Origin of the sequence: Micromonospora sp. NPDC085948 (genome assembly GCF_040686315.1) — a bacterium.
Classification (GTDB): Bacteria; Actinomycetota; Actinomycetes; order Mycobacteriales; family Micromonosporaceae; genus Micromonospora.
The window spans coordinates 454,505-477,394 of sequence record NZ_JBFBJW010000005.1 but is presented as its reverse complement, the minus strand read 5'-3'; the positions used below and the strand labels follow the sequence as shown (position 1 = coordinate 477,394).

The window sequence follows — 22,890 nt, the reverse complement described above, 5'->3', positions numbered from 1 at the left end:
GGGGGGATTTGACAACCGCTTGACCCAGCTCTGCGGTGAAACTGTGAATGCATGGGTTGAATTCAGGGCGGCGAACGATTGACGATTGTCGGCGTCCACTCCGATGGTGACGTCCATCAATTCGAATGGTGCGCCGCGGCCATCAGTCGGGAGGAAAACCATGGATGCTTCGGTGATCGTCGTCGGCGCCGGCCCGGCCGGTCTCGCACTGGCCGGAGAACTTCGGCTGGCTGGTGCGGACGTCGTCGTGCTGGACCGGCTCACCGCCCGCTCCGGCGAATCCCGGGGCCTCGGATTCACCGTCCGCACGCTGGAGACCTTCGACCAGAGAGGACTGCTGCCCCGCTTCCCTCAGCTGCCGACCACCACCCGTGGTCACTTCGGCGGCATCCCGCTCGACCTGGCCGTCCTCGGCGGGCAGGCCAGCGCCGTGCAGGGCGTACCGCAGTCGGTGACCGAGAAGGTCCTCGAGGAGTGGGTACGCGACCTGGGTGGCGACATCCGTTTCGGACACGAGATGCTCGACCTCGAGCAGGACGAGGACGCGGTACAGGTTCGGGTCCGCACGGCCGGCGGGGAGCAGCACCTGCGTGCCCGCTATCTGATCGGCGCCGACGGCGGCCGCAGCCGGGTGCGTGAGCGCGCCGGCATCGCGTTCCCCGGCACCGAACCCACCACCGAGCTGCTGCTCGCCGACATCCGTGGCGCCGACATCACACCGCGGATGACCGGAGAGGTGCTCGCCACCGGCATGGTGATGGCAGCACCCCTCGGCGACGGCATCGATCGGGTGATCATCTGCGAGCGGGGTGCGGAACCCCGCCGCCGCACCGCTCCACCCTTGTTCAGCGAGGTCGCCGAAGCCTGGAAACGGCTCACCGGCACCGACATCTCGCACGCCGAGGCGATCTGGGTCAGCGCCTTCACCGACACGGCGCGCCTGGCCGAACAGTACCGACGCGGCCGGGTGCTGCTCACCGGAGACGCCGCCCACGTGCACCTGCCCGCCGGCGGGCAGGGCATGAACACCTCCATTCAGGACGCCGTCAACCTGGGCTGGAAACTGGCCGCGGTCCTGCGCGGCACCGCCCCCGAAAGCCTGCTGGACACGTACCACACCGAACGCCACGAGGTCGGTCGGCAGTTGCTGGCCAACACCCAGGCGCAGGCCCGCCTCATCCTCGGCGGAGACGAGGCGCAGCCGTTTCGCGACGTCCTGACCGAACTGATGGCGCACGAACCGGTGCGGCGGCACCTGGCGGCCAAGGTCAGCGGCCTCGACATCCGCTACGACGTCGGCGGCGGCACCCATCCGCTGCTCGGTGCCCGGCTGCCCCGGCTCAGCGTGCTGGCCCGCGACCGCCCGGCCGACACCGCCGCGCTGCTCCGTCCCGGCCGCGGCGTGCTGCTCGACCTCAACGACAACCCGTGGCTGCGCCGGCGGGCCGCCGGCTGGCGCGACCGCGTCGACATCGTCACGACGAGTCCGCGCGACCCGCAGTCCCTTGCGGCGCTCGCCGGCGCCACCGCGGTCCTGGTGCGGCCCGACGGCTACGTCGCCTGGGCCGCCCCGGGCACCCGATACGACCTGCCCACTGCGCTGAACCGGTGGTTCGGACCGGCCCGCGCCCGCTCCGAGGAGAAATGATGACGCACAGTTCCCTGATCGTCGCCCGCATGCAGCCGGGCTCCGCCGACGCGGTGTCGGAGCTGTTCTCCCAATTCGACGACACCGACGTGCCGCACCGGATGGGCACCCGCCGCCGGGAGCTGTTCGCCTACCGTGGCCTCTACTTCCACCTGCAGGACTTCGACCAGCCCGACGGCGCCGAACGCATCCACGAAGCCCGTACCGACGAGCGTTTCGTTCGGATCAGCGCCGATCTCAAGCCCTACATCGAGGCCTACGACCCGGCCACCTGGCGCTCCCCGGCCGACGCCCTGGCACAGCGCTTCTACCACTGGGAAGCCCGATGACCGCCCCCCGCCGCGTGGTCATCACCGGAATCGGGGTCACCGCGCCGGGCACGCCGGGTGCCAAGAACTTCTGGCAGCTCATCTCCGACGGCCGTACCGCGACCCGGCGCATCTCGTTCTTCGACCCCGCGCCGTTCCGCTCACACGTCGCCGCCGAGGTCGACTTCAACCCGGAGAGCGCGGGCCTGCGCCCGCAGGAGATCCGCCGGATGGACCGGGCGGCGCAGTTCGCCGTGGTCACCGCCCGGGAAGCGGTGCAGGACAGCGGTCTGGAACTCCACACCCTCGACCCGGCCCGCCTCGGCGTCACCATTGGCAGCGCGGTCGGTGCCACGATGAGCCTGGACCAGGAGTACCGCGCGGTCAGCGACGGCGGCCGGCTGACCACGGTCGACCACCGGTACGCGGTCCCGCACCTCTACGACTATCTGGTGCCCAGCTCCTTCGCCACCGAGGTGGCGTGGGCCACCGGCGCCGAAGGCCCCAGCACCGTGATCTCCACCGGCTGCACGTCCGGTCTCGACGCGATCGGCTACGCCTCCGACGTCATCCGGGACGGGCTCGCCGACACCATGATCGCCGGTGCCACCGACGCACCGATCTCGCCGATCACCGTCGCCTGCTTCGACGCCATCAAGGCGACCACCGACCGCAACGACGACCCGGAAACCGCCTCCCGTCCTTTCGACGCGACCCGCAACGGCTTCGTACTCGGCGAGGGGGCCGCCGTGTTCGTTCTCGAGGAACTGGACGCCGCCCGCCGCCGCGGGGCGCACGTCTACGCCGAGGTGGCTGGTTACGCCACCCGGTCCAACGCCTTCCACATGACCGGGCTGCGCCCCGACGGCCGGGAGATGGCCGAGGCGATCCGCACGGCCCTCGCCGAGGCGCGGCTCAACCCCTCCGACGTCGACTACGTCAACGCGCACGGCTCCGGCACCAAACAGAACGACCGGCACGAGACCGCCGCCGTCAAGGACAGCCTCGGCGACCACGCCTACCGCGTCCCGATGAGCTCGATCAAATCGATGGTCGGCCACTCCCTGGGAGCGATCGGCTCCATCGAGGTCGCCGCCTGCGCACTGGCCATGGAGCACCACGTCGTGCCGCCCACCGCCAACCTGCACCACCCAGACCCCGACTGCGACCTCGACTACGTACCACTGACGGCCCGCAACCACCGTACCGACGCCGTGCTCTCGGTCGGCAGCGGCTTCGGCGGCTTCCAGAGCGCCGTGGTGCTGGCCCGGCCCGACAGGAGCCCACGATGACCACCCGCACCGTCGTGACCGGACTCGGCATCGCCAGCCCCACCGGCGTCGGCGTCGACCCATACTGGCAGGCCACCCTGCGCGGGCGCACCGCCATCGTCCCGATCACCAGGTTCGACGCGACCGGGTACCCCGCCACGCTGGCCGGCGAGATCACCGGGTTCGCCCCCGAGCAGGAGCTGCCCGACCGGCTGTTGCCGCAAACCGACCGGATGACACGACTGGCCCTGGTCAGCGCCGACCGGGCCCTGGCCGACGCGGCGCTGACCCCCGCCGACCTCGGGCCCTACGACGTCGGCGTGATCACCGCGAGTCACTCCGGTGGGTTCGAATTCGGTGAGAGGGAGCTGCGGGCGCTGTGGAGCCAGGGCGGGCAGTTCGTCTCCGCCTACCAGTCGTTCGCCTGGTTCTACGCCGTCAACAGCGGCCAGATCTCCATCCGCAACGAGCTGCGCGGCCCCAGCGCCGTCGTCGTCAGCGACCAGGCCGGAGGGCTCGACGCACTGGCCCACGCCCGCCGGCAGGTCCGCAAGGGAACACCCGTGGTCGTCGCCGGCGCCGTCGACGCGTCCCTGTGTTCGTGGGGCTGGGTCGCCCAGTTGGCCGGAGGGCGGCTCAGCAACAGCCGCGACCCGCAACACGCCTACCTGCCGTTCGACCCGCGCGCGGCCGGGCACGTACCCGGCGAGGGCGGCGCCCTGTTGATCGTCGAGGACGCCGACCACGCACGGCGACGGCAGGCCCCGCACGTCTACGGCGAGATCGCCGGGCACGCCGCGACCACCGACCCGGCCCCGGGCACCGGCCGCCCCTCCGGCCTGGTCCGTGCCGTCACCCTCGCCCTGGCCGAGGCCGGCGCAGACCCCACCGACATCGACGTGGTCTTCGCCGACGCGGCCGCGGTTCCCGAGCTCGACCAGGTCGAAGCCGCCGCGATCAGCACCGTGTTCGGCCCGCGCGGAGTGCCGGTGACCGCCCCCAAGACGATGACCGGCCGGCTGTACTCGGGCGCTGCCCCGCTGGACGTGGCCGCTGCCCTGCTCAGCATCCGCGACGGTGTCATCCCGCCGACGGTGAACAGCGACCCGGCCCCGGAGTACGAGCTCGACCTGGTCACCGGAGCGCCACGACCCGCCCGGGTGCGTACCGCCCTGGTGCTCGCCCGCGGCCACGGCGGCTTCAACTCCGCCCTGGTGGTCCGCGCGCCACAGCCCGTGCTCGTCAGCACCTCCCACCCCTCCTGACCGGAAAGGCCACACCATGCCCGGATCCACTCCCTTCACCCTCGACGACCTCCGTCGCATCCTGCGAGACGGCGCCGGCACCAGCGAGAACGTCAACCTCGCCGGCGACATCCTGGACACCGCCTTCGCCGACCTGGGCTACGACTCGCTGGCCCTGCTGGAGACCGGCAGCCGCATCGCGCGCGAATTCGCCGTCGGCCTCGACGACGAACTGCTCGTCGGCGACACCCGCCCCCGCGAAGTCATCGACGCCGTCAACACCCAGCTCGCCGCCGGGAGCCCGACGTGAGCGCCGGCCGGACGGCGCTGGTCACCGGCGGCACCAGCGGGATCGGCCTGGCCGTGGTCCGCCTGCTGGCCACCCAGGGACACCGGGTGTTCCTCGGCGCGCGAACCGCCGCCGCGGTCACCGACACCGTCAAGCAGTTGACCGGCGAGGGTCTCGACGTCGACGGCGCCGCCGTGGACGTGCGCGACGGCGCGCAGGTCCACGCCTTCGTGCAGAGCGCCGTCAACCGGTACGGCCCGATCGACATCCTGGTCAACAACGCCGGCCGCAGTGGCGGCGGGGTCACCGCCGATCTCGACGACGAACTCTGGGCCGACGTGCTGGAGACGAACCTGACAAGCGTCTTCCGGGTCACCCGGGAGGTGCTCAACACCGGCGGCCTGCGAGGCAAGGAGCGTGGCCGCATCATCAACATCGCCTCCACCGCCGGCAAGCAGGGCGTCGTGCTCGGCGCACCGTACTCGGCGTCCAAACATGGTGTCGTCGGCTTCACCAAGGCGCTCGGCAACGAGCTGGCACCCACCGGCATCACCGTCAACGCCGTCTGCCCCGGCTACGTCGAGACGCCCATGGCCCAGCGGGTCCGGCAGGGCTACGCGGCGGCGTACGAGACCAGCGAGGAAGCGATTCTCGAAAGGTTCCAGGCCAAGATCCCCCTCGGCCGGTACTCGACCCCCGAAGAGGTCGCCGGTCTGGTCGGCTACCTCGCCTCCGACCCCGCCGCCTCGATCACCGCCCAGGCACTGAACGTCTGCGGCGGCCTCGGCAACTTCTGACCCTCCCGAAAGGACCTGTCATGGCCGACCGCCAGGTCGAACACGAGATCGTCGTCGAGGCGTCCGCCCACGACGTCTACCGCCTGCTCGCGGAGGTGGAGAACTGGCCCCAACTGTTCCCGCCCTCGATCCACGTCGACTACCTGGAACGCGACGGCACCCAGGAACGCATCCGCATCTGGGCCACCGCCAACGGCGAGGCGAAGAACTGGACGTCACGCCGCGTGCTCGACGAGGCCGGCTTGCGCATCCAGTTCTGGCAGGAGGTGCCCGCCCCACCGGTACGCGAGATGACCGGGACCTGGATCATCGAGCCCCTCGCCGAACGCCGCACCAGGGTCCGCCTGCTGCACGAATACTCCGCGATCGACGACGACCCGGAGAAGCTCGCCTGGATCGACCGGGCCGTCGACGACAACAGCCGCGCCGAACTGCCCGGGCTGCGCGACAGCCTGGAACTGACGGCGGCCGGCGAGCTCACCCTGTCGTTCACCGACAGCGTCGAGATCGAAGGCTCCGCCAAGGACGTCTTCGACTTCCTCAACGAGGCCCAGCACTGGGCCGACCGGCTGCCGCACGTGTCCGCCGTGGAGTTCAGCGAGTCCATTCCCGGCCTGCAGACCCTGCGGTTGACGACGCTGACCAAGGACGGTTCCTCGCACGTCACCGAGTCGGTCCGGGTGGCCTTCCCGCACCACCGCATCGTCTACAAGCAGACCACCCTGCCGGCCCTGCTCACCCTGCACACCGGCTACTGGCAGCTGGACGAGGACACCAACGGCCGTACCACGGCGACCGCGGAACACACCGTGGCGATCAACCCGGACCGCATCACCGGCATCCTCGGCGCCGATGCCGGCCTGCCGGAGGCCCGGCGGTTCCTGCGCGAGGCCCTCGGTGGCAACAGCCTGACCACCCTGCGCCACGCCAAGGAGTACGCGGAATCCCGGCGATGACCACCACCGGCGATCCGGGACGCCGCGACGTGGTGGTCGCCGGAGCAGGTCCGGTCGGCCTGTTCCTCGCCGGCGACCTCGCCCGGCACGGCGTCACGGTCACCGTGCTCGAACAGCGGACCGCGCCGCACACCGAGTCACGCGCCTCCACCCTGCACGCGCACACCATGACACTGCTGGCCGGGCGTGAGGTGCTTCCCCTGCTCGGCGACCTGCCCGAGGGCGGGCCTGGTCACTTCGGTGGCATCCGGCTCGATCTCGCCGCGGGGGAGGCGGGGCACCCGTACGCCGGGCAGTGGAAGTGCCCGCAGACCCACCTGGAGTCGGTCCTCGCCACCTGGGCGGTCGCGGCGGGCGTCGACATCCGGCGCGGCGCGGTCGTCACCGGGCTGCGGGAACACGACGAGGGCGTCGAGATCGACTACTTCGACACGCGCACCGGTCCGGCCCGGATCGCCGCCGGTCACCTGGCCGGCTGCGACGGCGAACGCAGCACCGTACGCCAGCTTGGCGGGTTCAGTCTGACCGGGCCGACCACCGGAACCGGACGGGAGCTGCTCCGCGCCGACGTGGACGGCATCAACGTGCCGGGCCGGCGCTTCGAACGCACGCCGCGCGGCATGGCCACGGCCGTGCGGTGGCCGGACGGCGCGACCCGGATCATGGTGCACCGCTTCGGTGCCGCATCCCGGTGGCGCACCGGGCCGGTGCTGTACACCGAACTGGCCGAGACCTGGGCTGAGGTCACCGGCGAGGACATCGGGCACGGCACGCCCCGCTGGGTGAACGCCTTCGACGACGTCGGCCGGCAGGCCGCCGAGTACGTCCGCGGCCGGGTGGTGCTGGCCGGCGACGCCGCCCACCAGCAGCTCCCGGCCGGCGGTCAGGCGCTGAATCTCGGCCTGCACGACGCCGCCGAGCTCGGCCCGCGGCTCGCCGCTCGAGCCAGGGGTGATGCCGGCGACAGCGTGCTCGCCGGCTACGACCGAATCCGGCGTGCGGCCGGCGCCCGCACGCTCACCCACATCCGCGTCCAGGCCGACCTGCTGCTCGGCGACCCGGGCGTGGAGGGCCTGCGCTCGGTGTTCACCGAACTGATCCAGCTCGACGCGGCCCGCGACCATCTGGCCCGTGCTGTCGGCGGCCTCGACCTCACGGCGCTCTCCGACGACTCCGAGAAGAAAGGTGTTCCAGCATGAGCCGACTCACCGGCAAGACCGCACTCGTCACCGGATCCAGCCGTGGCATCGGCCGGGCGACCGCGATCCGGCTGGGCCGCGAGGGGGCACTGGTGGCCGTCCACTACGCCGCCAACACCGGTGCCGCAGAGGAGACCGTGGCGCTGATCGAGAAGGACGGTGGCCAGGCCTTCGCCGTGCAGGCCGAACTCGGCGTCCCGGGCGACGTCCACACCCTGTTCCTGGGCCTGGAGCAGCAGCTCAAGGACCGCACCGGGGAGACGACACTCGACATCCTGGTGAACAACGCGGGGGAGACCACCGCAACCGGCATCCCGTTCGAGGAGGTCACCGGCGCGGTCTTCGACAGGTTCTTCGCCGTCAACGCCCGGGCCCCGTTCTTCCTCGTCCAGCGGGCGCTGGCGCACCTGCCGGCCGGCGGCCGCATCATCAACATCTCCTCGGGGCTCACCCGGGTCGCCAACCCCGACCAGATCCCATACGCGATGACCAAGGGGGCCATTGAGCAGCTCACCCTGCACCTGGCGCGGCTGCTCGCGTCACGCGGCATCACCGTCAACACGGTCGCACCCGGCATCACCGACAACGGCGGGCCGGTGTTCGACATCCCGGAGGCCGTGGAGCAGATGGCGAGCCTGTCCGCCTTCAACCGGGTCGGTCAGACCGGCGACGTCGCCGATGTGATCACCTTCCTGGCCACCGACGAGGCGCGCTGGATCACCGGCGCCTTCCTCGACGCCACCGGCGGGACGTTGCTGGGATGAGCATCCGGCAGAGCACGGCGCAACTCGCCGACCTCAAGGAGACGGTCCGGCTCGGCCCGGACCCCGCCGCCACCGAACGCCAGCACGCTCGCGGCAAGCTGACCGCCCGGGAACGCATCGACCTGCTGCTCGACAAGGACAGCTTCACCGAGGTGGAGGCTCTGCGCCGGCACCGCGCCACCGAGTTCGGCCTGCACCACCGGCGCCCGTACACCGACGGTGTCGTGACCGGCTGGGGCACGGTCGAGGGCCGCACCGTGTTCGTCTACGCCCACGACTTCCGGATCTTCGGCGGGGCGCTCGGGGAAGCCCACGCCCAGAAGATCCACAAGGTGATGGATCTGGCGATCTCCGCCGGGGCTCCGCTGGTGTCGCTCAACGACGGCGCCGGCGCTCGTATCCAGGAGGGGGTGACCGCTCTCGCCGGTTACGGCGGCATCTTCCAGCGCAACACCCGTGCGTCCGGCGTCATCCCGCAGATCAGCGTGATGCTGGGTCCGTGCGCGGGCGGCGCGGCGTACAGCCCGGCCCTGACCGATTTCGTGTTCATGGTCCGCGACACCGCGCAGATGTTCCTCACCGGGCCGGACGTGGTGCGGGCGGTCACCGGCGAGCAGATCAGCCAGAACGACCTCGGCGGCGCCGACGTGCACGCCGGCATCTCCGGGGTGGCCCATTTCGTCCACGACGACGAGGAGAGCTGCCTGGCCGACGTGCGGTACCTACTCTCGCTCCTGCCGGCCAACAACCGCGAACTGCCACCCAACGTCGTCAGCGGTGATCCCGCACAGCGGCCCAGCGACGCGCTGCTCGACCTGGTGCCGGCCGACGGCAGCCGGGCGTACGACATGCGCGCCGTGCTCGCCGAGATCGTCGACGACGGCGAACTGCTGGAGGTGCACGAGACGTACGCCCGGAATCTGGTCTGTGCCCTCGCCCGCCTCGACGGGCAGGTGGTCGGCATCGTGGCCAACCAGCCCGCCGTGCTGGCCGGTGTCCTGGACATACCGGCCAGCGAGAAGGGCAGCCGCTTCGTGCAGTTCTGCGACGCCTTCAACATTCCCCTGATCACGCTTGTCGACGTGCCCGGCTTCCTGCCCGGAGTGGTGCAGGAGCACAACGGCATCATCCGCCACGGCGCGAAGCTGCTGTACGCCTACTGTGCCGCCACCGTCCCGCGGATCTCACTGATCCTGCGCAAGGCCTACGGCGGGGCGTACATCGTGATGGACTCCCGGTCGATCGGCGCGGACCTCGCACTGGCCTGGCCGACCAACGAGATCGCCGTGATGGGGCCGGAGGGCGCCGCCAATGTGATCTTCCGCCGGGAGATCGCCGCGGCGCCCGACCCGGAGGCGGCGCGCGCCGAGAAGATCGCCGAGTACCGCGCGGAACTGGTCCACCCGTATCACGCGGCCGAGCGAGGGCTGATCGACGACGTGGTGGACCCGCGGCAAACCCGGCCGGTGCTGTGCCGCGCGCTGGCCATGCTCGCCAGCAAACACGGCGACATCCCGCACCGCAAGCACGGTAACCCTCCGTTCTGAAAGGACGCACCGTGGATGTCGGACTGCTCTTCGACCTGCGCAACCCCCAGCAATGGCAGCGGCCCCGCGACCGCCACTACGGCCGCATTCTCGACTTTTGCGCCGAGGCTGACCAGCGGGGTGTCGGTGGCCTCTGGTTCACCGAGCATCACCTGTTCGCCGACGGCTATCTTCCGCAGCCACTGACCTTCGCGGCGGCGGCCGCCGCCCGGACCCGGCGGGCCCGCATCGGCACCGCGGTGGTGGTGGCCCCGCTGCACCATCCTGTCGAGATCGCCGAGCAGGCGGCCGTGGTGGACCTGATCAGTGGAGGGCGCCTGGAACTCGGGCTCGGTGCCGGCTACCGCCGTCCCGAGTACCAGCTGTACGACGTCGACTTCGGCCGCCGCATCTCCCGCGCCGGCGAGCACATCGAGCGGGTGCGGGAGCTGTGGCGCGAGCGTGGCATCACCCCGGCGCCGGTGCAGGATCTTCCTCCGCTGTGGGGTGGCTTCTACGGGCCGCGTGGTGCCCGCCTGGCGGGCCGGCTCGGCATCGGCCTGCTGCACCTGTCGCGCGAGTCGTTCCTGGAGTACCAGCGGGGCCTGGCCGAGGGTGGCCACGATCCCTCGGTCGCAAGGGTCGCGGATCTGCTGCCCATCCTGCTGGCCCGGGACCCGGAGCGGGCGTGGGCCCGGGTCGGCCCGCACCTGGTGCACCAGGTCAACTCCTACCGGCAGGGCGCGCTGGAGGGCACCGGCCAGACCTCTCCGCCGCTGACGCTCGACGACCTCCGCGACCCGCACGCCCGCGACACCCGCGGCCTGCTGCGGATCCTCACCGCGGAGGAGGCGGCAGTGGAGATCAAGGAGCTGACCGCCGGGCTGCCGGTCCGCCACCTGATCTTCTGGGCGGACATCGCCGGCATGCCCGACGATCTGGTCGCCGACAACATCGCCCTGGTCACCGGCCGTCTTCCGGCGCTGCTGGCCGCGGCGTCATGACGGCGCTCACCTCGCGCCGCTCGTCAGCCCTGCTGCTCGTCCTGTCCGCCACCATGGTCCTCGACGCGGTCGAGGTGTCGGTGGTGCTGGTCGCGGTGCCGCACGTCGCGGCCGGCCTGGACCTGCCCCTCGCCTCGGCGCAGTGGCTGGTCAGCGGGTTCGCCGCCGGGTTCGCCGTACTGCTGCCGTTCGGACCGTGGCTGGCCCGCCGTTTCGGCCGCCGCCGCACCTATCTGACGGCGATGGCCGGCTTCGCCGTGGCGTCCCTTGCCGGCGGCCTCGCCGACAGCGGTGCGGTGCTGATCGGCATCCGCGTGGTCAAGGGCATGTGCGCGGCCCTGACCGCGCCCGCCGGGCTGGCCATCATCGCGACCGCCTATCCCGACGAGGCCATGCGGCGGCGCGCTGTCGGCGTGTACTCGCTGTTCGGAGCGGCCGGGTTCACCACCGGCCTGCTGCTGTCCGGTGCGCTGGCCGAAACCGGATGGCGGTGGACCTTCGTCTTCCCGGCACCGGTGGCCATCGCGTTGATGCTGCTCAGCCGTCGTCTGCTGCCACCGGACTCGCCGGAGTCGGCACACTCGGACGTCCCTTCAGCCGGACTGCGGATCACCGGCGCGCTGCTCGGGGCGGCGGTGACGGCATCGGCTCTCAACGGGGGCTACCAGACCCTGCTGCTGCTGCTCACCTTCGACCTGCAAGGCCGGTTCGGGTGGACCGGCTGGCAGAACGCCTTCGCTCTGCTGCCGGCGTGCCTGCCGCTCGCACTCGCCGCACCGTGGGGCGCTGCCCTGGTAGCCCGGTTCGGCGGGGACCGCCTGATCGCCCTGGGAGCTGCCGCCGCGCTGCTGGGCTACCTGAGCCTGCTGTGGCACCCCCACCCCGCCCGGTACGTCACCGGCGTACTGCCGGCGCTGTCCCTGGTTGGTCTCGGGTTGGTGCTGTCGTTCGCCGCGCTCAACATGCGTGCGACGACGGCGGCGCCACCCGGCCGAGGGCCTGCGGCGATCGCGTTCTACCAGGCGGCGGTCCAGGCCGGAACCGTGGCGCTGCTGCCCGTCGCCGCGACCGTCACCGCTGCCGGCGAACGGCGTGCCGCCTGGCTGATCCTCTCCCTGGCGGCGGCGGTTGGCCTGCTGGCCGCCGTCGGCGTCTCGTCCCCGCACAGGAAGGCAGTTCCTTGACCGACATCTCGCCGCTACGACTCGCGGTGATCATCGCCAGCGTCCGGGACACTCGGCTCGGCCCGGCCGTCAGCGAGTGGGTGCTGGCCCAGACGGCCGCCCGGCCCGAGCTCGACGTCAATCTCATCGACCTGCTCGACCATCCGCTGCCGCTGGTGCTGCCGGCACCCGGGCGGTCCCCGGAACCCGAGGTGGCCGCGATCCGTGACCGGCTGAGCAGACAGCTGGCCGAGGCCGACGCCTTCGTCATCGTCACGCCGGAGTACAACCACAGCTTCCCGGCATCGCTGAAGAACGTCCTCGACTGGTTCCTCAGCGAGTGGGCCGGCAAGCCGGTCGGCTTCGTCTCCTACGGCGGCCACGCGGGAGGGCTGCGCGCGGTCGAGCAGCTACGGCTGGTCTTCGCCGAGCTGCACACCGTCACCGTGCGGGAGACGGTCAGCTTCCACCACGCATGGCAACAGTTCCCCGTCGGCGCGACGGTGACCGACGCGGGTGCCGCGGCGGCGGCGAAGACACTGTTCGACCAGCTCGTCTGGTGGGCCCGCCCGCTGCGTGCCGCCCGCGCGGAGCACCCGTATGGCTGACCCGGACTCCCCGGAGCCGGACGTCGCGGCGGTCTTCGTGACCCGCTGGCACACCCCGGCGGCGACCGCCGCGGTGCTCCAGGAGGTGACCGCGGCCTGGACCGCGGCCCCGTGGCCGCCGGGTCTGCTGTCCCTGGACGCCTATGCCGGGGTCACCGCCGAGACCGCACTGCTGTACGTGCGCGCCGCCGACCCGGACGCCTACGCCCGGCACGTCAGCACTCTGCCCGGCGTGGCCCGGCGCACCGCCGTCGAGTACCGGCCGCACAGGGCCATCGTGCTCGACGGCGCTCCGACCGCCGGATGCGCGGTCGTCGCCGATTTCGACGTCGACGACCCGCCCCGGCAGGAGCAGATCGTCACGTCCGTGGTGCGGGCGCTGGAGCAGACACCCCCGGAGCACCACCGCGGCATGCTCAGTGCCCGTTTCCACCTCAGCGTGGACGGCACCCGGGTGCTCAACCTGGCGCGGTGGACCGACGACGCGGCCCACGAGGCATTCCTCGCGGGCGCCACCCGGCGGGCGACACTGCGGGCCACCGCCGCGACCCCCGGAGTGCGGCCGATCGGTTTCCAGCGCTACCACCTGTTCCGGAGCCTCGACCCGACCCGAATCAAGGAGAACCAGCCATGACCATTCTGGTGACCGGAGCCGGCGGACGCATCGGCGCCACAGTTCTGCGGCAGCTGTACGAACAGGGCCGGCCGGTCCGGGCGGCCGGCCGGACGCAGCCGGCGGACCTGCCCGGCGGTGTGGAGTGGGTCGACCTTGATCTGGCTGCGCCCACGTCGGCGGCACGGGCGGTGGCCGGAGTCGAGCAAATCTTCCTCTACGCCCGACCCGAGGGCGCTGAGCAGCTTCTGAAAGCGGCCGCCGACGCCGGCCTGCGGCACATCGTGCTGCTGTCGTCGCTGGCCATCGACCACGACGCCGACCAGCCCGGCCCGATCGCGCTCCAGCACCTGCTGGTCGAGCGGGCCATCGAGGCCGCCGGGATCGGCGCGACGGTGCTGCGTCCCGGGGCCTTCGCCAGCAACGCGCTGCAGTGGGCCGCGCAGATCCGGGCCGAGGGGCGGGTGGCGTTACCGTACCCGCGCACCTACAGCGAGCCGGTGCACCCGGATGATCTCGCGGAGGTCGCGGTGCGTGCGTTCGACGACGGCCGGGCCGGTGCGGTGCACCGGATCACCGGCCCGCAGTCGCTGTCGGCACGCGAACAGGTCCGGGCCATCGGGGAGGCCACCAATAGGCCGATCGAGGTACGCGAGATCGACCCGCAGAGGTACGCCCAGCAGTTGTCGGCGCACGTACCGGCGACCTTCGTCCGTTCCCTGCTCGACTACCAGCGCGAACGCGACGGGCAGCCCGGGCCGGTGTACGACGTGGCCGCGTTGCTGGGTCGCCCGGCCCGGCCGTTCGCCACGTGGGCGGCCGAGAACGCCGCATCGTTCAGCTGAGACTCCACCGGCTCGGGCGCGACCTCGTCGGGAGCCGCGCCCGAGCCGCTCGTCACCAGATGACGGGCAGGTGCCGCACGCCACGCATGACACGGTTGCGCTGCCAGCTCACGTCGTCGGCCGGGACCGCCAGCCGCAACCCCGGCAGCCGGCGTACCAGGGTGTCCAGCATGACCTGCAGCTCCAGGCGGGCCAGCGCGGCCGCCGGGCAGTGGTGCGGTCCGTGGCCGAAGGCTACGTGCGGATTCGTGGCACGGCCCAGATCGATGGTCTCGGGGTCGGTGAAGACGGCAGGGTCACGGTTGGCGGCGTCATTCTGGGCAACAACAGCGTCGCCGGCCCGGATCACCTTGCCGTGTAGTTCGACGTCGACGACGGCGATCCGGGAGAACGGGGCCACCGCGGCTGCCAGGGGTGTGAACCGCAGCAACTCCTCGACCGCGCTGGGCACCAGGGTGGGTTCGGCCACCAGTTGCTGCCAGAGCTCTGGCCGCGAGAGCAGGGTGTAGAGGAAGTTGCCGGTCTGGTTCGCGGTGGTCTCGTGACCGGCGGTGAGCAGGTCGACCGCGAAGATGGCGAGTTCCGCGTCGGTGAGCCGGTCCTCGCCCTCGCGCGCGTTGACCAGCTGGCTGAGCAGGTCGTCACCGGGATCGCGTTGCCGCCGGGCGATCAGATCGCGCAGGTAACCGTCCAGGCTGGCGCGGGCGGCCTCGATGGCTCGTGGGTCGTCGGCGGTGAGCGCCATCATCTCGTTCGTCCAGCCCCGGAAACGGTCCCGGTCCTCCGGCGGGACGCCGAACACCTCGCAGATCACCGTGATGCCCATCGGCCAGGCCAGCATGACGGCCAGATCCGCTGGCGGCCCGGCGTCGACCAGACGGTTGACGAGAAGGTCCACAATGCCCTGTACCCGTGGCCGGGTGGCATCGACCTGATGTTTGGTGAAGGCCTTCGCCGCGAGCCGGCGTAGCCGGGTGTGCTCGGGAGGGTCCATGCTCAGCAGCGATTCCGGGTGCTGGATCAGCGGGCTCGAGCGAGGCACGTCCTTGCCGACACCGGCCGCCCGGCTCAGGCGGGGATCGGCGAGCACGGCACGGACATCCTCGTAGCGGGTCACCAGCCAGGCGTCGCCGCCGTGCGGCATGGTGACGCGGGCCAGCGGTTCCCGGTCGCGTAGCTCGGCGTACAGGGGATCGAGGTCTAGCCGTTCGGAGGTGAGGTCCGCGGAGTGGTAGGGGCAGCCGGGTGCGGCCCGATCGGGCTCAACGGTGGTCATGCGGGTCTCCGTCGCTACGAGGGCGGGCATTGCCTTCCGACCGTAGGACCGAGCTGGGAAACGTTGTGCCAGGCGACTTTCGGCTTATCCATAATTGAGTGTCAGATCCGGGAAAAGCAGGGTGCGACGCTGGTGCGGCACGGGCGGGGCCGGCCGTGGCACGAGACAGAAGCCGACGCCGCGGACGGTGTGGATGCGGTCGCTGTCGCCGAGCTTTCCGCGCAGCGAACTGATGTGCGTGTCGACGGTGCGACTGGCACGCGAACTCAACGAGCGCGGGTCGTCCCAGATCTCCGCCATCAGGCGCTGGCGGGTAACCACTGTCTCGGCGTGCCGGACGAGGAAGACCAGCAGGTCGAATTCCTTGCGGGTCAGTTCCACCGCTCGGCCGCCGACGGTGACCTCCCGGGCGGCCACGTTGACGCGCAGGTCACCGGCTTCCAGGACGGATGTGTCGGCCCGGCCCGGCCCGGCCCGCAGTCCGGCACGCCGGTTGATGGCCTCGACGCGGGCGATGAGTTCGCGCAGCTCGATCGGGCTGTCCAGGCAGGAGTCGGCACCCGCCTCCAGCCCCAGCACGCGGTCCAGCTCGGTGCCGGCGTCGGTGAAGGCGATCACCGGGGTGTCGCAGCGCTCGCGCAGCCGGCGGCAGACCTCCAGACCGTCGATGTCCGGCAGCTGCAGGTCGACCAGGATGAAATCCGCTCCACGGAGAGCCCTCAGCGCTGCTGCCCCGGTGTCGACGGTGGTCACCGAGTGTCCCTGCCGTTGCAACGCCGGGACGAGATGCCCGTGGGCGATACGAGGTTTTCCCACCACGAGGACCTGCATTGTCCCCATCCTCTCCTGTCGTCTTCGCGGCGGCCGCGTGCCGGACCTCGTCGACCGGCACACGCCGCTGCGCGATCAGCCGCGCCTGCCGTACGCCATCAGGAAGGTGCGTACGGCGGTCCGGGCGACGCGTTCGAGCTCCTGGTCGTCGACGGCCTTCGTGCCGAGATGCGAGCGGGCCTCCATCGGGCCGGTCAGCAGAGCCAGAAACTGCTCGGCCGCCTCGCTGGGGTCGGGCGTGTCGAGGTGGCCGGCCAGTGACAGCCGGGCCAGCCGGTCGGCGAGGGCCTCCCGCAGGCGGCTCGCGCCGTGCCCCCACACGACCTCGAGCAGGTCGGGAAACTGGTTGATCTCGGCGTAGAGAAGTCGGCGCAGTGCCCACGACCGCTGGTCGCAACATCGATGCAGCAGTTGGCGGGCGGCGTCGTGCAGGGCGCTCTCCGGGTCTGCCGCGGCGCCGGTGCCCAGGGACGTCTCGACGACTGCCAGGTTGCCGGCCATCATGTCGCCGGCGACGGTCGCCAGCGCCTCACGGAACAGGGACTCCTTGTCGCCGAGGTGGTTGTAGACGGTGTGCTTGGCCACGCCGGCGACCTCGGCGATCTCCTCCATGCAGGCCCTCGCGAAACCGCGGTTGGCGAACACGGTGAACGCCGCCGCGAGGATCGACTCGCGTTTGTCAATGCGTCCGCGGGGCGCTGGACGGCTGGTGGGGACGATCGTCGATTCCACGATGAGACCTTACCTCTCTGTGCATTTAACCGCACTATCCGTATCAACTAGTTAACGAAGTGCATTGCGCCACCCTATCCTGCTCCCTAGACTGCACCCGTCAGTGCAATTCGTTGCTCGACCTAGTGGAGATCGTGATGAGTCAAGGAGAGGTGCAACGCCTCGATCCCGCCCTTCGCCGTCTGATCGGCGTGGTGCTGCTGGGCGGGATCATGGGCATTCTGGACGGCTCGATGATCGCCGTGGCCGCCGATCGGCTGGCCCACGACTTCGGCGCATCACTGGCGACCGTCAGCTGGGTATCCGCGAGCTACCTGCTCGCCCTGACCGTGACGATTCCGGTCACCGCCTGGGCCGTCGACCGGGTCGGCGGCCGGCGGCTCTGGCTGGCCGGACTGGTCGTCTTCCTGATCGGGTCGATCCTCTGCGGTCTGGCGTGGAACGTGGAGAGCCTCATCGCCTTCCGGGTGCTGCAGGGCGTTGGTGCCGGGCTGGTCGACCCGCTCATGCTCACCCTGCTCGCCCGGGCTGCCGGAGGCTCCCGTGTCGGCCGGGTGATGGGCCTGATGGGCGTGGTCGGCTCCAGCGGTCCGGTGCTTGGCCCGATCGTCGGCGGCATCATCCTGGAGTCGCTGTCCTGGCGCTGGATGTTCCTGGTCAACGTGCCGATCGGGCTGCTCGCCCTGGCATTGTCGCTGCGCAGCGTGCCCCGCGACGCCGACAAGACGGCCCCGGTCGGCCGGCTGGACGTGATCGGCATCGCCCTGCTCGGCCCTGGCGTCGCCGCCGGTGTGCTGGCCCTGTCCCAGGTCGCCGAGCGCGGCACGTTCACCACCAGCTGGGTGCTCACCCCGCTCGCCGCCGCGGTCCTGCTGCTCGGCGGGTACGCCTGGCACGCCCTTCGCCCGCGCCGCGCCGCGCCGCTGATCGACCTGCGGCTGTTCACCCGGCCCAGCTTCGCCGCCAGCGTCCTGGTCGGTGGCCTGGTCGGGCTCGTTACCTTCGCCAGCATCTTCGCCCTGCCGCTCTACCAACAACTGGTCCGGGGTCACGACACCTTCGAGGCGGCCCTGCTGCTCGCCCCGCTCGGTATCGGTTCAGCGATCTCCATGCCACTGGCCGGCCGCCGCTCCGACCGGGTGGGTGCCCGCCTGCTCGCCCTCGGCGGCGCCATCCTGGCCGGTCTCAGCGCCCTGGTTTTCACGCAGATCGGCCCGCAGACGTCGCAGGTGTGGGTGACGGCGGCCTCCTTCACGATCGGGTTCGGGCTGGGTGCCGTCGGCGCGCCGACCATCGGCTCGCTCTACCGCACACTTCCCGCCGAGCTGGTCCCGCAGGGCAGCTCGGTGCTCTACATGCTCAACCAGCTCGGTGCCTCGATCGGCATCGCCGCCGTCGCCGTGGTCATGCTGACCGCCGGAGACGGCAATCCGCTGAGCGGCTTCCACGCCGCGTTCTGGACGATGGCTGGCGCACTGGCTGTGCTCATCCTCGCGAGCAACCTGCTGCCCGGGCGCCTAGCGCCCCAGGAGCCGCAGGAGCAGCCGCCGGCCGGCAGCGAGACCTCCCTGGCCGGTGCGGAGAAACCAGCATGAGCGTCGTCGTTGTCGCCGGCGGCACCGACGGCATCGGCCGTGCCGTGGCATTGCAACGGCTGGCCGCCGGCCACACCGTCGTCCTCGTCGGCCGCGATCCGGTCAAGGCCGACGCCGTCCGGGCGCAGGCGTTTCAGCTGGGTGCGGGGGAGCGGCTCCACTTCGTGCACGCCGATCTCAGCCTGCTGCGCGAGACCTCCCGCGCCGTCGAGCACATCCGCACGGCGTACCCGTCGGTGGACGCCGTCGTCCTGTGCGCCCGCCACTACCACTCGCGACGCAGCGTGACCACCGAGGGTGTCGAGGAGAACTTCGCCCTCTTCTATCTCAGCCGCTACCTGATCAGCCACGGTCTCGTTCCCGCGATGCGCCGGGCGCCCCGAGCGGTGGTGGTCAACGTGGCCGGTCCCGGCGCCGAACTGAGCGTGGTCCGCTGGGACGACCTGGAACTACGCCGGGACTACCACGGCGGCGCCGCCCTGGGGCAGGGAGGCAAACTCAACGACCTGCTCGGCGTCGCGTTCACCGACCAGCACGGCCCGGCCGGCCCCCGTTACGTGCTCATCCATCCCGGTGTCACCGCGACTGGCTTCTCCGGCACCTACGACACCGCCACGCTGCCGCACATCCGCGCGATGCAGCAGAACGCCAAGCCGGTCTCGGCCGTGCTGCCACCGATTCTCGCCGCCCTGGACGATCCGCCGGCCGATCCGCTGAGCGCCTTCGTGGAAGGCGTCCGGCTCCGCGTCGACACCGCCGGATTCGATCCCCGGGCCGCGCGGCGCCTGGACGAGCTGACCCGGAAGCGGCTGGCCGCCCTGCACCTCGATCTTCACGAGGATTTGGGCGACTCCTGAACCACCGGCCAAAACCTTGCGAACTCCTGACGGTACGACCCTCCGGCCGGTCGGTGTGACCCTGCAGGCTCAAGGAGTCACACCGACCGCGCCGCCAGTTTGGAGCCCCTCGATGACCTCGGTTCAGCCCTCTCCGCGCCCCATCCTGGACGATCCCGGCACCGCCGTCGTGCTCGTCACCGTCGTCAAGGCTCGCAACCAGCAGCACCAGCAGGAGCTCGCGGACAGTGCGATCCGGCACTGGCAGAGCGCCGCCGCGCGGGATGCGGAACGTCGTGGGCAGACACCCCACTCGACGCGACCGGTGGCGCTCAGCGTGTTCGTCAGCGGCGACGGCCACGAGGTGCTGGCCTACGCCCGATACACCGGGGACAGCCCGCCGCCGACCGGGCCGGCCGCCCAGGGCGCGGGCGGACCCCGGTGGTGGACGTACGGACCGGATGAGCCGATGTCGATTCCGTTCCGGCCGTACCGCGTCGTTCGCGGCAGTGCCGAGGATGGCGCGACGTCGCCGGAGTCCTTTCCCGTCGCCTTCTTCACGATGGATGAGCAGACCTCCGCCCAGAGGTGGGTGGACGACATGCTGCGCGGGGAGGAGGAACGCGAGGGCGCCGACCGCGACTATCCCGGTGCTCTCGCCGCTCACCTACAGGTCAGCTTGGACGAGCGGCGGGTGCTGAGCTTCTCCGAGTGGCGCAGTGAGGCCCAGGCCGCAGCGCACATCGCTGAGGTTTGGGCGCCGTTCCTGGAACGGCTCGGTGCCACCGGAGCCCTCTACCGGCATTACCGTACGGTGGCCGCCTGACCCGGCTGGTGCTGTCGGCGGTAACGGCGCGTGGTCGCGGCCGAGGAGGTCGCGGGATGCCGACCTCGATCTCTGGATCGAGGTGGTGATGGAGTTCAACACCAAGGTCCCGGGTGAGAAACCCGCGAAAAAGACACCGACAGGTCGGCGCGGCCCGGGCCCAACGTCCCGGCTTTTCCGATCCCCGGCGGCGCGGGCCCTGGTTGCGCCGCCGCTGGACGGCGGGCGCTGCGCCCGGTGGCGGCGGCGACCTTCCAGCCGCAGCGGGTGACTTCGCTGACCAGCACGAGCCCAAGCCCTCGGGAAGCGCCCGCACGCCTTCCAGATCGCTCATTCGGTCCGTTACTCCCGAGCTGCGGGCTAGTTTGCCTATAACTATTAGGCAGGAGCATAATAGGCATAGGTAGTTAGGGGGAGGGTGATGGAGAGGCTAGGGCTGACGCCGGCGCGTCTGACCCGAGCGGGGGCGGAGCTGGCCGATGAGGTCGGCTTCGACGAGGTCACCGTCTCGGCGCTCGCCCGGCGGTTCGGCGTCAAGGTCCCGAGCTTGTACTCGCACCTGAAGAACTCGCAGGACCTCAGGATCCGCATCGCGCTGTTCGCGCTGGAGGAACTCGCCGATCGCGTCGCCGACGCCGTCGCTGGTCGTGCCGGCAGGGACGCCCTGGCCGCGTTCGCTCACGCCTACCGCGAGTACGCCAGGGAGCACCCGGGCCGGTATGCGGCCGCCCGGCTCCGGCTCGGTCCGGAAACAGCGGCCGCCAGCGCTGGCGGCCGGCACGCCCAGATGGCCCGGGCGATCCTGCGGGGCTACGACGTGGACGAGCCGGACGCGACGCATGCGGTCCGGATGCTGGGCAGCGTCTTCCACGGCTACGTCAGTTTGGAGCTGGCCGGTGGTTTCGAACACAGCGCTCCCGCTGCGCAGGAATCCTGGGACTGGATCGTGGATTCGCTCGACTCGCTGTTACGTAACCGCAGCTCTACCTGACCCGGACAACGGCCGCACCACCGCAAGCGGTTCGCTGCGCGGCGCGCCGATGAACACCGAGATTCGGTCGAAAGGCTTGAGGCAATGACCACCGAACGCCAATGGATCACCCCGGTCACCGCGGATCTCCTGCGCGGCTTTGTCGACCTGGAGTCGACCGCGCGCGGTCTGCTGCCGCATCGGCTGACCACCCAGGCGCGCCGGCAGATCCCCGACGACCAACTGGCCATGGCCGAGGCCCAGCCCTCCGGTGTGCGGCTGGCGTTCCGTACCCGGGCCACCACGATCGAACTGGACACGCTACCCACCAAGCGGGTCTACCAAGGCTTCCCACCACCGGCGGACGGCGTCTACGACCTGCTGGTCAACGGCCGCCTGGCCGCACAGGCATCGGTGCCCGGGGGCAACGTCCGGACCGTTACCGACATGTTCACCCAAACCTCGGTGCTGACCGAGGGGCCGGCCGGCACCGCCCGCTTCGCGGATCTGCCGGCGGGGGAGAAGGACATCGAGATCTGGCTCCCGCACACGGAGATCACCGAGCTGATCGCGCTGCGTACCGACGCGCCCGTTGAGCAGGCCCCGCCCAGTGGGCGCAGGACGTGGCTGCACCACGGCAGTTCCATCAGTCACGGCTCGAACGCCGCTCATCCCAGCGCCATCTGGCCGGCCCTGGCCGCGGCTGAGGGCGGCGTGGAGTTGGTCAACCTGGGGTTCGGCGGGAGCGCGCTGCTCGACCCGTTCACCGCCCGCGCGATGCGCGACATCCCGGCGGACCTGATCAGCCTGAAGATCGGCATCAACATCGTCAACAGCGATGTGATGCGTCTGCGCGCCTTCGCTCCCGCGGTCCACGGTTTCCTCGACACTGTCCGCGAGGGGCATCCGACCACACCTCTGCTGGTCGTGTCGGCCATCCTGTGCCCGGTCCAGGAGGACACGCCCGGCCCCCTCGCGCCCGACTTCGAGGGCGGGACCCTGCGGTTCAGGGCGACGGGGGATCCGGCCGAACGCAGCGCTGGGCGGCTGACGCTCAACGTCATCCGTGCCGAACTCGCCCGGATCGTCGAACAGCGCACGGCCGACGACCCGAACCTGCACTACCTCGACGGACGGGACCTGTACGGCGAGGCGGACTACGCCGAACTCCCGCTACCCGACGAGGTCCACCCTGACCCTGCTGGACATCGCCGCATCGCCGAGAACTTCGCGCGGCTCGCGTTCGGCGAGGGTGGCCCCTTCGCCGCCAAGACCGGCTGACCAATTGGGGTGCGCTGAGCAGCGACGGCCACACGCCGGTGCTGCTCGGCGCAGTCCGTGCCGGGTTGTCCCGATCGGCTCGCGCATGGGAAACAGGCGCGAGCGCGCTGGGATCGGCGGACACAACGTCGATCACTGGCCTTGCTCTCAGTGTGCTGATGGTGCCTTCCATGCCTCGGACAACTCGCGCTTGAACGCATGGACTTGGCACCTCGAAATGCCGAGACTGCGAATACGCACACGTCCTCCTCGGTCGGCCGTATGGTGACCGAGAGACTGCCGTCGGGACATCTTCCATGCTGAAGGGG

General features: G+C 71.0%; 23 protein-coding genes. 20 read left to right on the top strand and 3 right to left on the bottom strand.

Annotated elements, in window-relative coordinates; all coding sequences use genetic code 11:
* Positions 1-160 precede the first annotated feature (160 nt).
* The 15 genes from AB0O48_RS17185 to AB0O48_RS17115 are packed head-to-tail and all read left to right on the top strand — an operon-like array spanning position 161 to position 14,235.
* A complete protein-coding gene (locus AB0O48_RS17185) occupies positions 161-1,648 on the top strand; it encodes an FAD-dependent monooxygenase (protein ID WP_357240485.1) in 1,488 nt (495 codons plus the stop codon).
* Entirely contained in the window at positions 1,648-1,977 is a 330-nt protein-coding gene (locus tag AB0O48_RS17180) for a TcmI family type II polyketide cyclase (RefSeq protein ID WP_357240482.1), read from the top strand. The genes AB0O48_RS17185 and AB0O48_RS17180 overlap by 1 nt, the downstream gene beginning before the upstream one ends.
* Positions 1,974-3,248 (top strand): beta-ketoacyl-[acyl-carrier-protein] synthase family protein, encoded by a 1,275-nt coding sequence (locus AB0O48_RS17175; RefSeq protein WP_357240479.1) that lies wholly within the window; start codon positions 1,974-1,976, stop codon positions 3,246-3,248. Before AB0O48_RS17180 ends, AB0O48_RS17175 begins: the two co-directional genes overlap by 4 nt.
* Positions 3,245-4,492 (top strand): ketosynthase chain-length factor, encoded by a 1,248-nt coding sequence (locus tag AB0O48_RS17170; RefSeq protein ID WP_357570472.1) that lies wholly within the window; start codon positions 3,245-3,247, stop codon positions 4,490-4,492. Before AB0O48_RS17175 ends, AB0O48_RS17170 begins: the two co-directional genes overlap by 4 nt.
* Before the next feature lie 16 nt (positions 4,493-4,508).
* A complete protein-coding gene (locus AB0O48_RS17165) occupies positions 4,509-4,781 on the top strand; it encodes an acyl carrier protein (protein WP_365066544.1) in 273 nt (90 codons plus the stop codon).
* Entirely contained in the window at positions 4,778-5,557 is a 780-nt protein-coding gene (gene fabG / locus AB0O48_RS17160) for a 3-oxoacyl-ACP reductase FabG (RefSeq protein WP_357240473.1), read from the top strand. Before AB0O48_RS17165 ends, fabG begins: the two co-directional genes overlap by 4 nt.
* Positions 5,558-5,577: 20 nt before the next feature.
* Entirely contained in the window at positions 5,578-6,513 is a 936-nt protein-coding gene (locus tag AB0O48_RS17155; protein WP_357240470.1) for an aromatase/cyclase, read from the top strand.
* Complete coding sequence (locus AB0O48_RS17150) at positions 6,510-7,712, top strand: FAD-dependent oxidoreductase (protein WP_365066540.1); 1,203 nt, start codon at positions 6,510-6,512, stop codon at positions 7,710-7,712. Before AB0O48_RS17155 ends, AB0O48_RS17150 begins: the two co-directional genes overlap by 4 nt.
* Positions 7,709-8,476, top strand: a complete 768-nt coding sequence (locus tag AB0O48_RS17145) for an SDR family oxidoreductase (RefSeq protein ID WP_357570467.1) — start codon at positions 7,709-7,711, stop codon at positions 8,474-8,476. The genes AB0O48_RS17150 and AB0O48_RS17145 overlap by 4 nt, the downstream gene beginning before the upstream one ends.
* A complete protein-coding gene (locus tag AB0O48_RS17140) occupies positions 8,473-10,023 on the top strand; it encodes an acyl-CoA carboxylase subunit beta (RefSeq protein ID WP_357240461.1) in 1,551 nt (516 codons plus the stop codon). Before AB0O48_RS17145 ends, AB0O48_RS17140 begins: the two co-directional genes overlap by 4 nt.
* An 11-nt stretch (positions 10,024-10,034) precedes the next feature.
* Complete coding sequence (locus AB0O48_RS17135; protein WP_357240459.1) at positions 10,035-11,006, top strand: LLM class flavin-dependent oxidoreductase; 972 nt, start codon at positions 10,035-10,037, stop codon at positions 11,004-11,006.
* On the top strand, positions 11,003-12,190 hold the full coding sequence (locus tag AB0O48_RS17130; RefSeq protein WP_357240457.1) for an MFS transporter: 1,188 nt from the start codon (positions 11,003-11,005) through the stop codon (positions 12,188-12,190). Before AB0O48_RS17135 ends, AB0O48_RS17130 begins: the two co-directional genes overlap by 4 nt.
* Positions 12,187-12,777, top strand: a complete 591-nt coding sequence (locus AB0O48_RS17125; RefSeq protein WP_357064840.1) for an NAD(P)H-dependent oxidoreductase — start codon at positions 12,187-12,189, stop codon at positions 12,775-12,777. Before AB0O48_RS17130 ends, AB0O48_RS17125 begins: the two co-directional genes overlap by 4 nt.
* Positions 12,770-13,411: a hypothetical protein gene (locus AB0O48_RS17120; RefSeq protein WP_365066534.1), complete on the top strand. Its 642-nt coding sequence runs from the start codon at positions 12,770-12,772 to the stop codon at positions 13,409-13,411. Before AB0O48_RS17125 ends, AB0O48_RS17120 begins: the two co-directional genes overlap by 8 nt.
* Complete coding sequence (locus tag AB0O48_RS17115; RefSeq protein ID WP_365066531.1) at positions 13,408-14,235, top strand: NAD(P)H-binding protein; 828 nt, start codon at positions 13,408-13,410, stop codon at positions 14,233-14,235. The genes AB0O48_RS17120 and AB0O48_RS17115 overlap by 4 nt, the downstream gene beginning before the upstream one ends.
* A gap of 52 nt (positions 14,236-14,287) precedes the next feature.
* On the opposite strand, the gene AB0O48_RS17110 is transcribed toward AB0O48_RS17115, so the two are convergent.
* The 3 genes from AB0O48_RS17110 to AB0O48_RS17100 form a co-directional block, all read right to left on the bottom strand.
* Positions 14,288-15,511, bottom strand: coding sequence for a cytochrome P450 (locus AB0O48_RS17110; protein WP_357570461.1), 1,224 nt, complete (start codon positions 15,509-15,511; stop codon positions 14,288-14,290).
* A gap of 84 nt (positions 15,512-15,595) precedes the next feature.
* Positions 15,596-16,342 (bottom strand): response regulator transcription factor, encoded by a 747-nt coding sequence (locus tag AB0O48_RS17105; RefSeq protein WP_357240446.1) that lies wholly within the window; start codon positions 16,340-16,342, stop codon positions 15,596-15,598.
* 75 nt (positions 16,343-16,417) lie between these two features.
* Entirely contained in the window at positions 16,418-17,074 is a 657-nt protein-coding gene (locus AB0O48_RS17100) for a TetR/AcrR family transcriptional regulator (protein ID WP_357240443.1), read from the bottom strand.
* Positions 17,075-17,211: 137 nt separating this feature from the next.
* On the opposite strand from AB0O48_RS17100, the gene AB0O48_RS17095 reads away from it, so the two are divergent.
* The 5 genes from AB0O48_RS17095 (at position 17,212) to AB0O48_RS17075 (ending at position 22,582) form a co-directional block, all read left to right on the top strand.
* Positions 17,212-18,669, top strand: a complete 1,458-nt coding sequence (locus AB0O48_RS17095) for a DHA2 family efflux MFS transporter permease subunit (RefSeq protein WP_357240440.1) — start codon at positions 17,212-17,214, stop codon at positions 18,667-18,669.
* A complete protein-coding gene (locus AB0O48_RS17090; RefSeq protein ID WP_357570460.1) occupies positions 18,666-19,526 on the top strand; it encodes an SDR family NAD(P)-dependent oxidoreductase in 861 nt (286 codons plus the stop codon). The genes AB0O48_RS17095 and AB0O48_RS17090 overlap by 4 nt, the downstream gene beginning before the upstream one ends.
* A gap of 112 nt (positions 19,527-19,638) precedes the next feature.
* Positions 19,639-20,331: a hypothetical protein gene (locus tag AB0O48_RS17085; protein ID WP_357570459.1), complete on the top strand. Its 693-nt coding sequence runs from the start codon at positions 19,639-19,641 to the stop codon at positions 20,329-20,331.
* A gap of 421 nt (positions 20,332-20,752) precedes the next feature.
* A complete protein-coding gene (locus AB0O48_RS17080; protein ID WP_357570458.1) occupies positions 20,753-21,322 on the top strand; it encodes a WHG domain-containing protein in 570 nt (189 codons plus the stop codon).
* Positions 21,323-21,406: 84 nt separating this feature from the next.
* A complete protein-coding gene (locus AB0O48_RS17075) occupies positions 21,407-22,582 on the top strand; it encodes a GDSL-type esterase/lipase family protein (RefSeq protein WP_357570457.1) in 1,176 nt (391 codons plus the stop codon).
* Positions 22,583-22,890 lie beyond the last annotated feature (308 nt).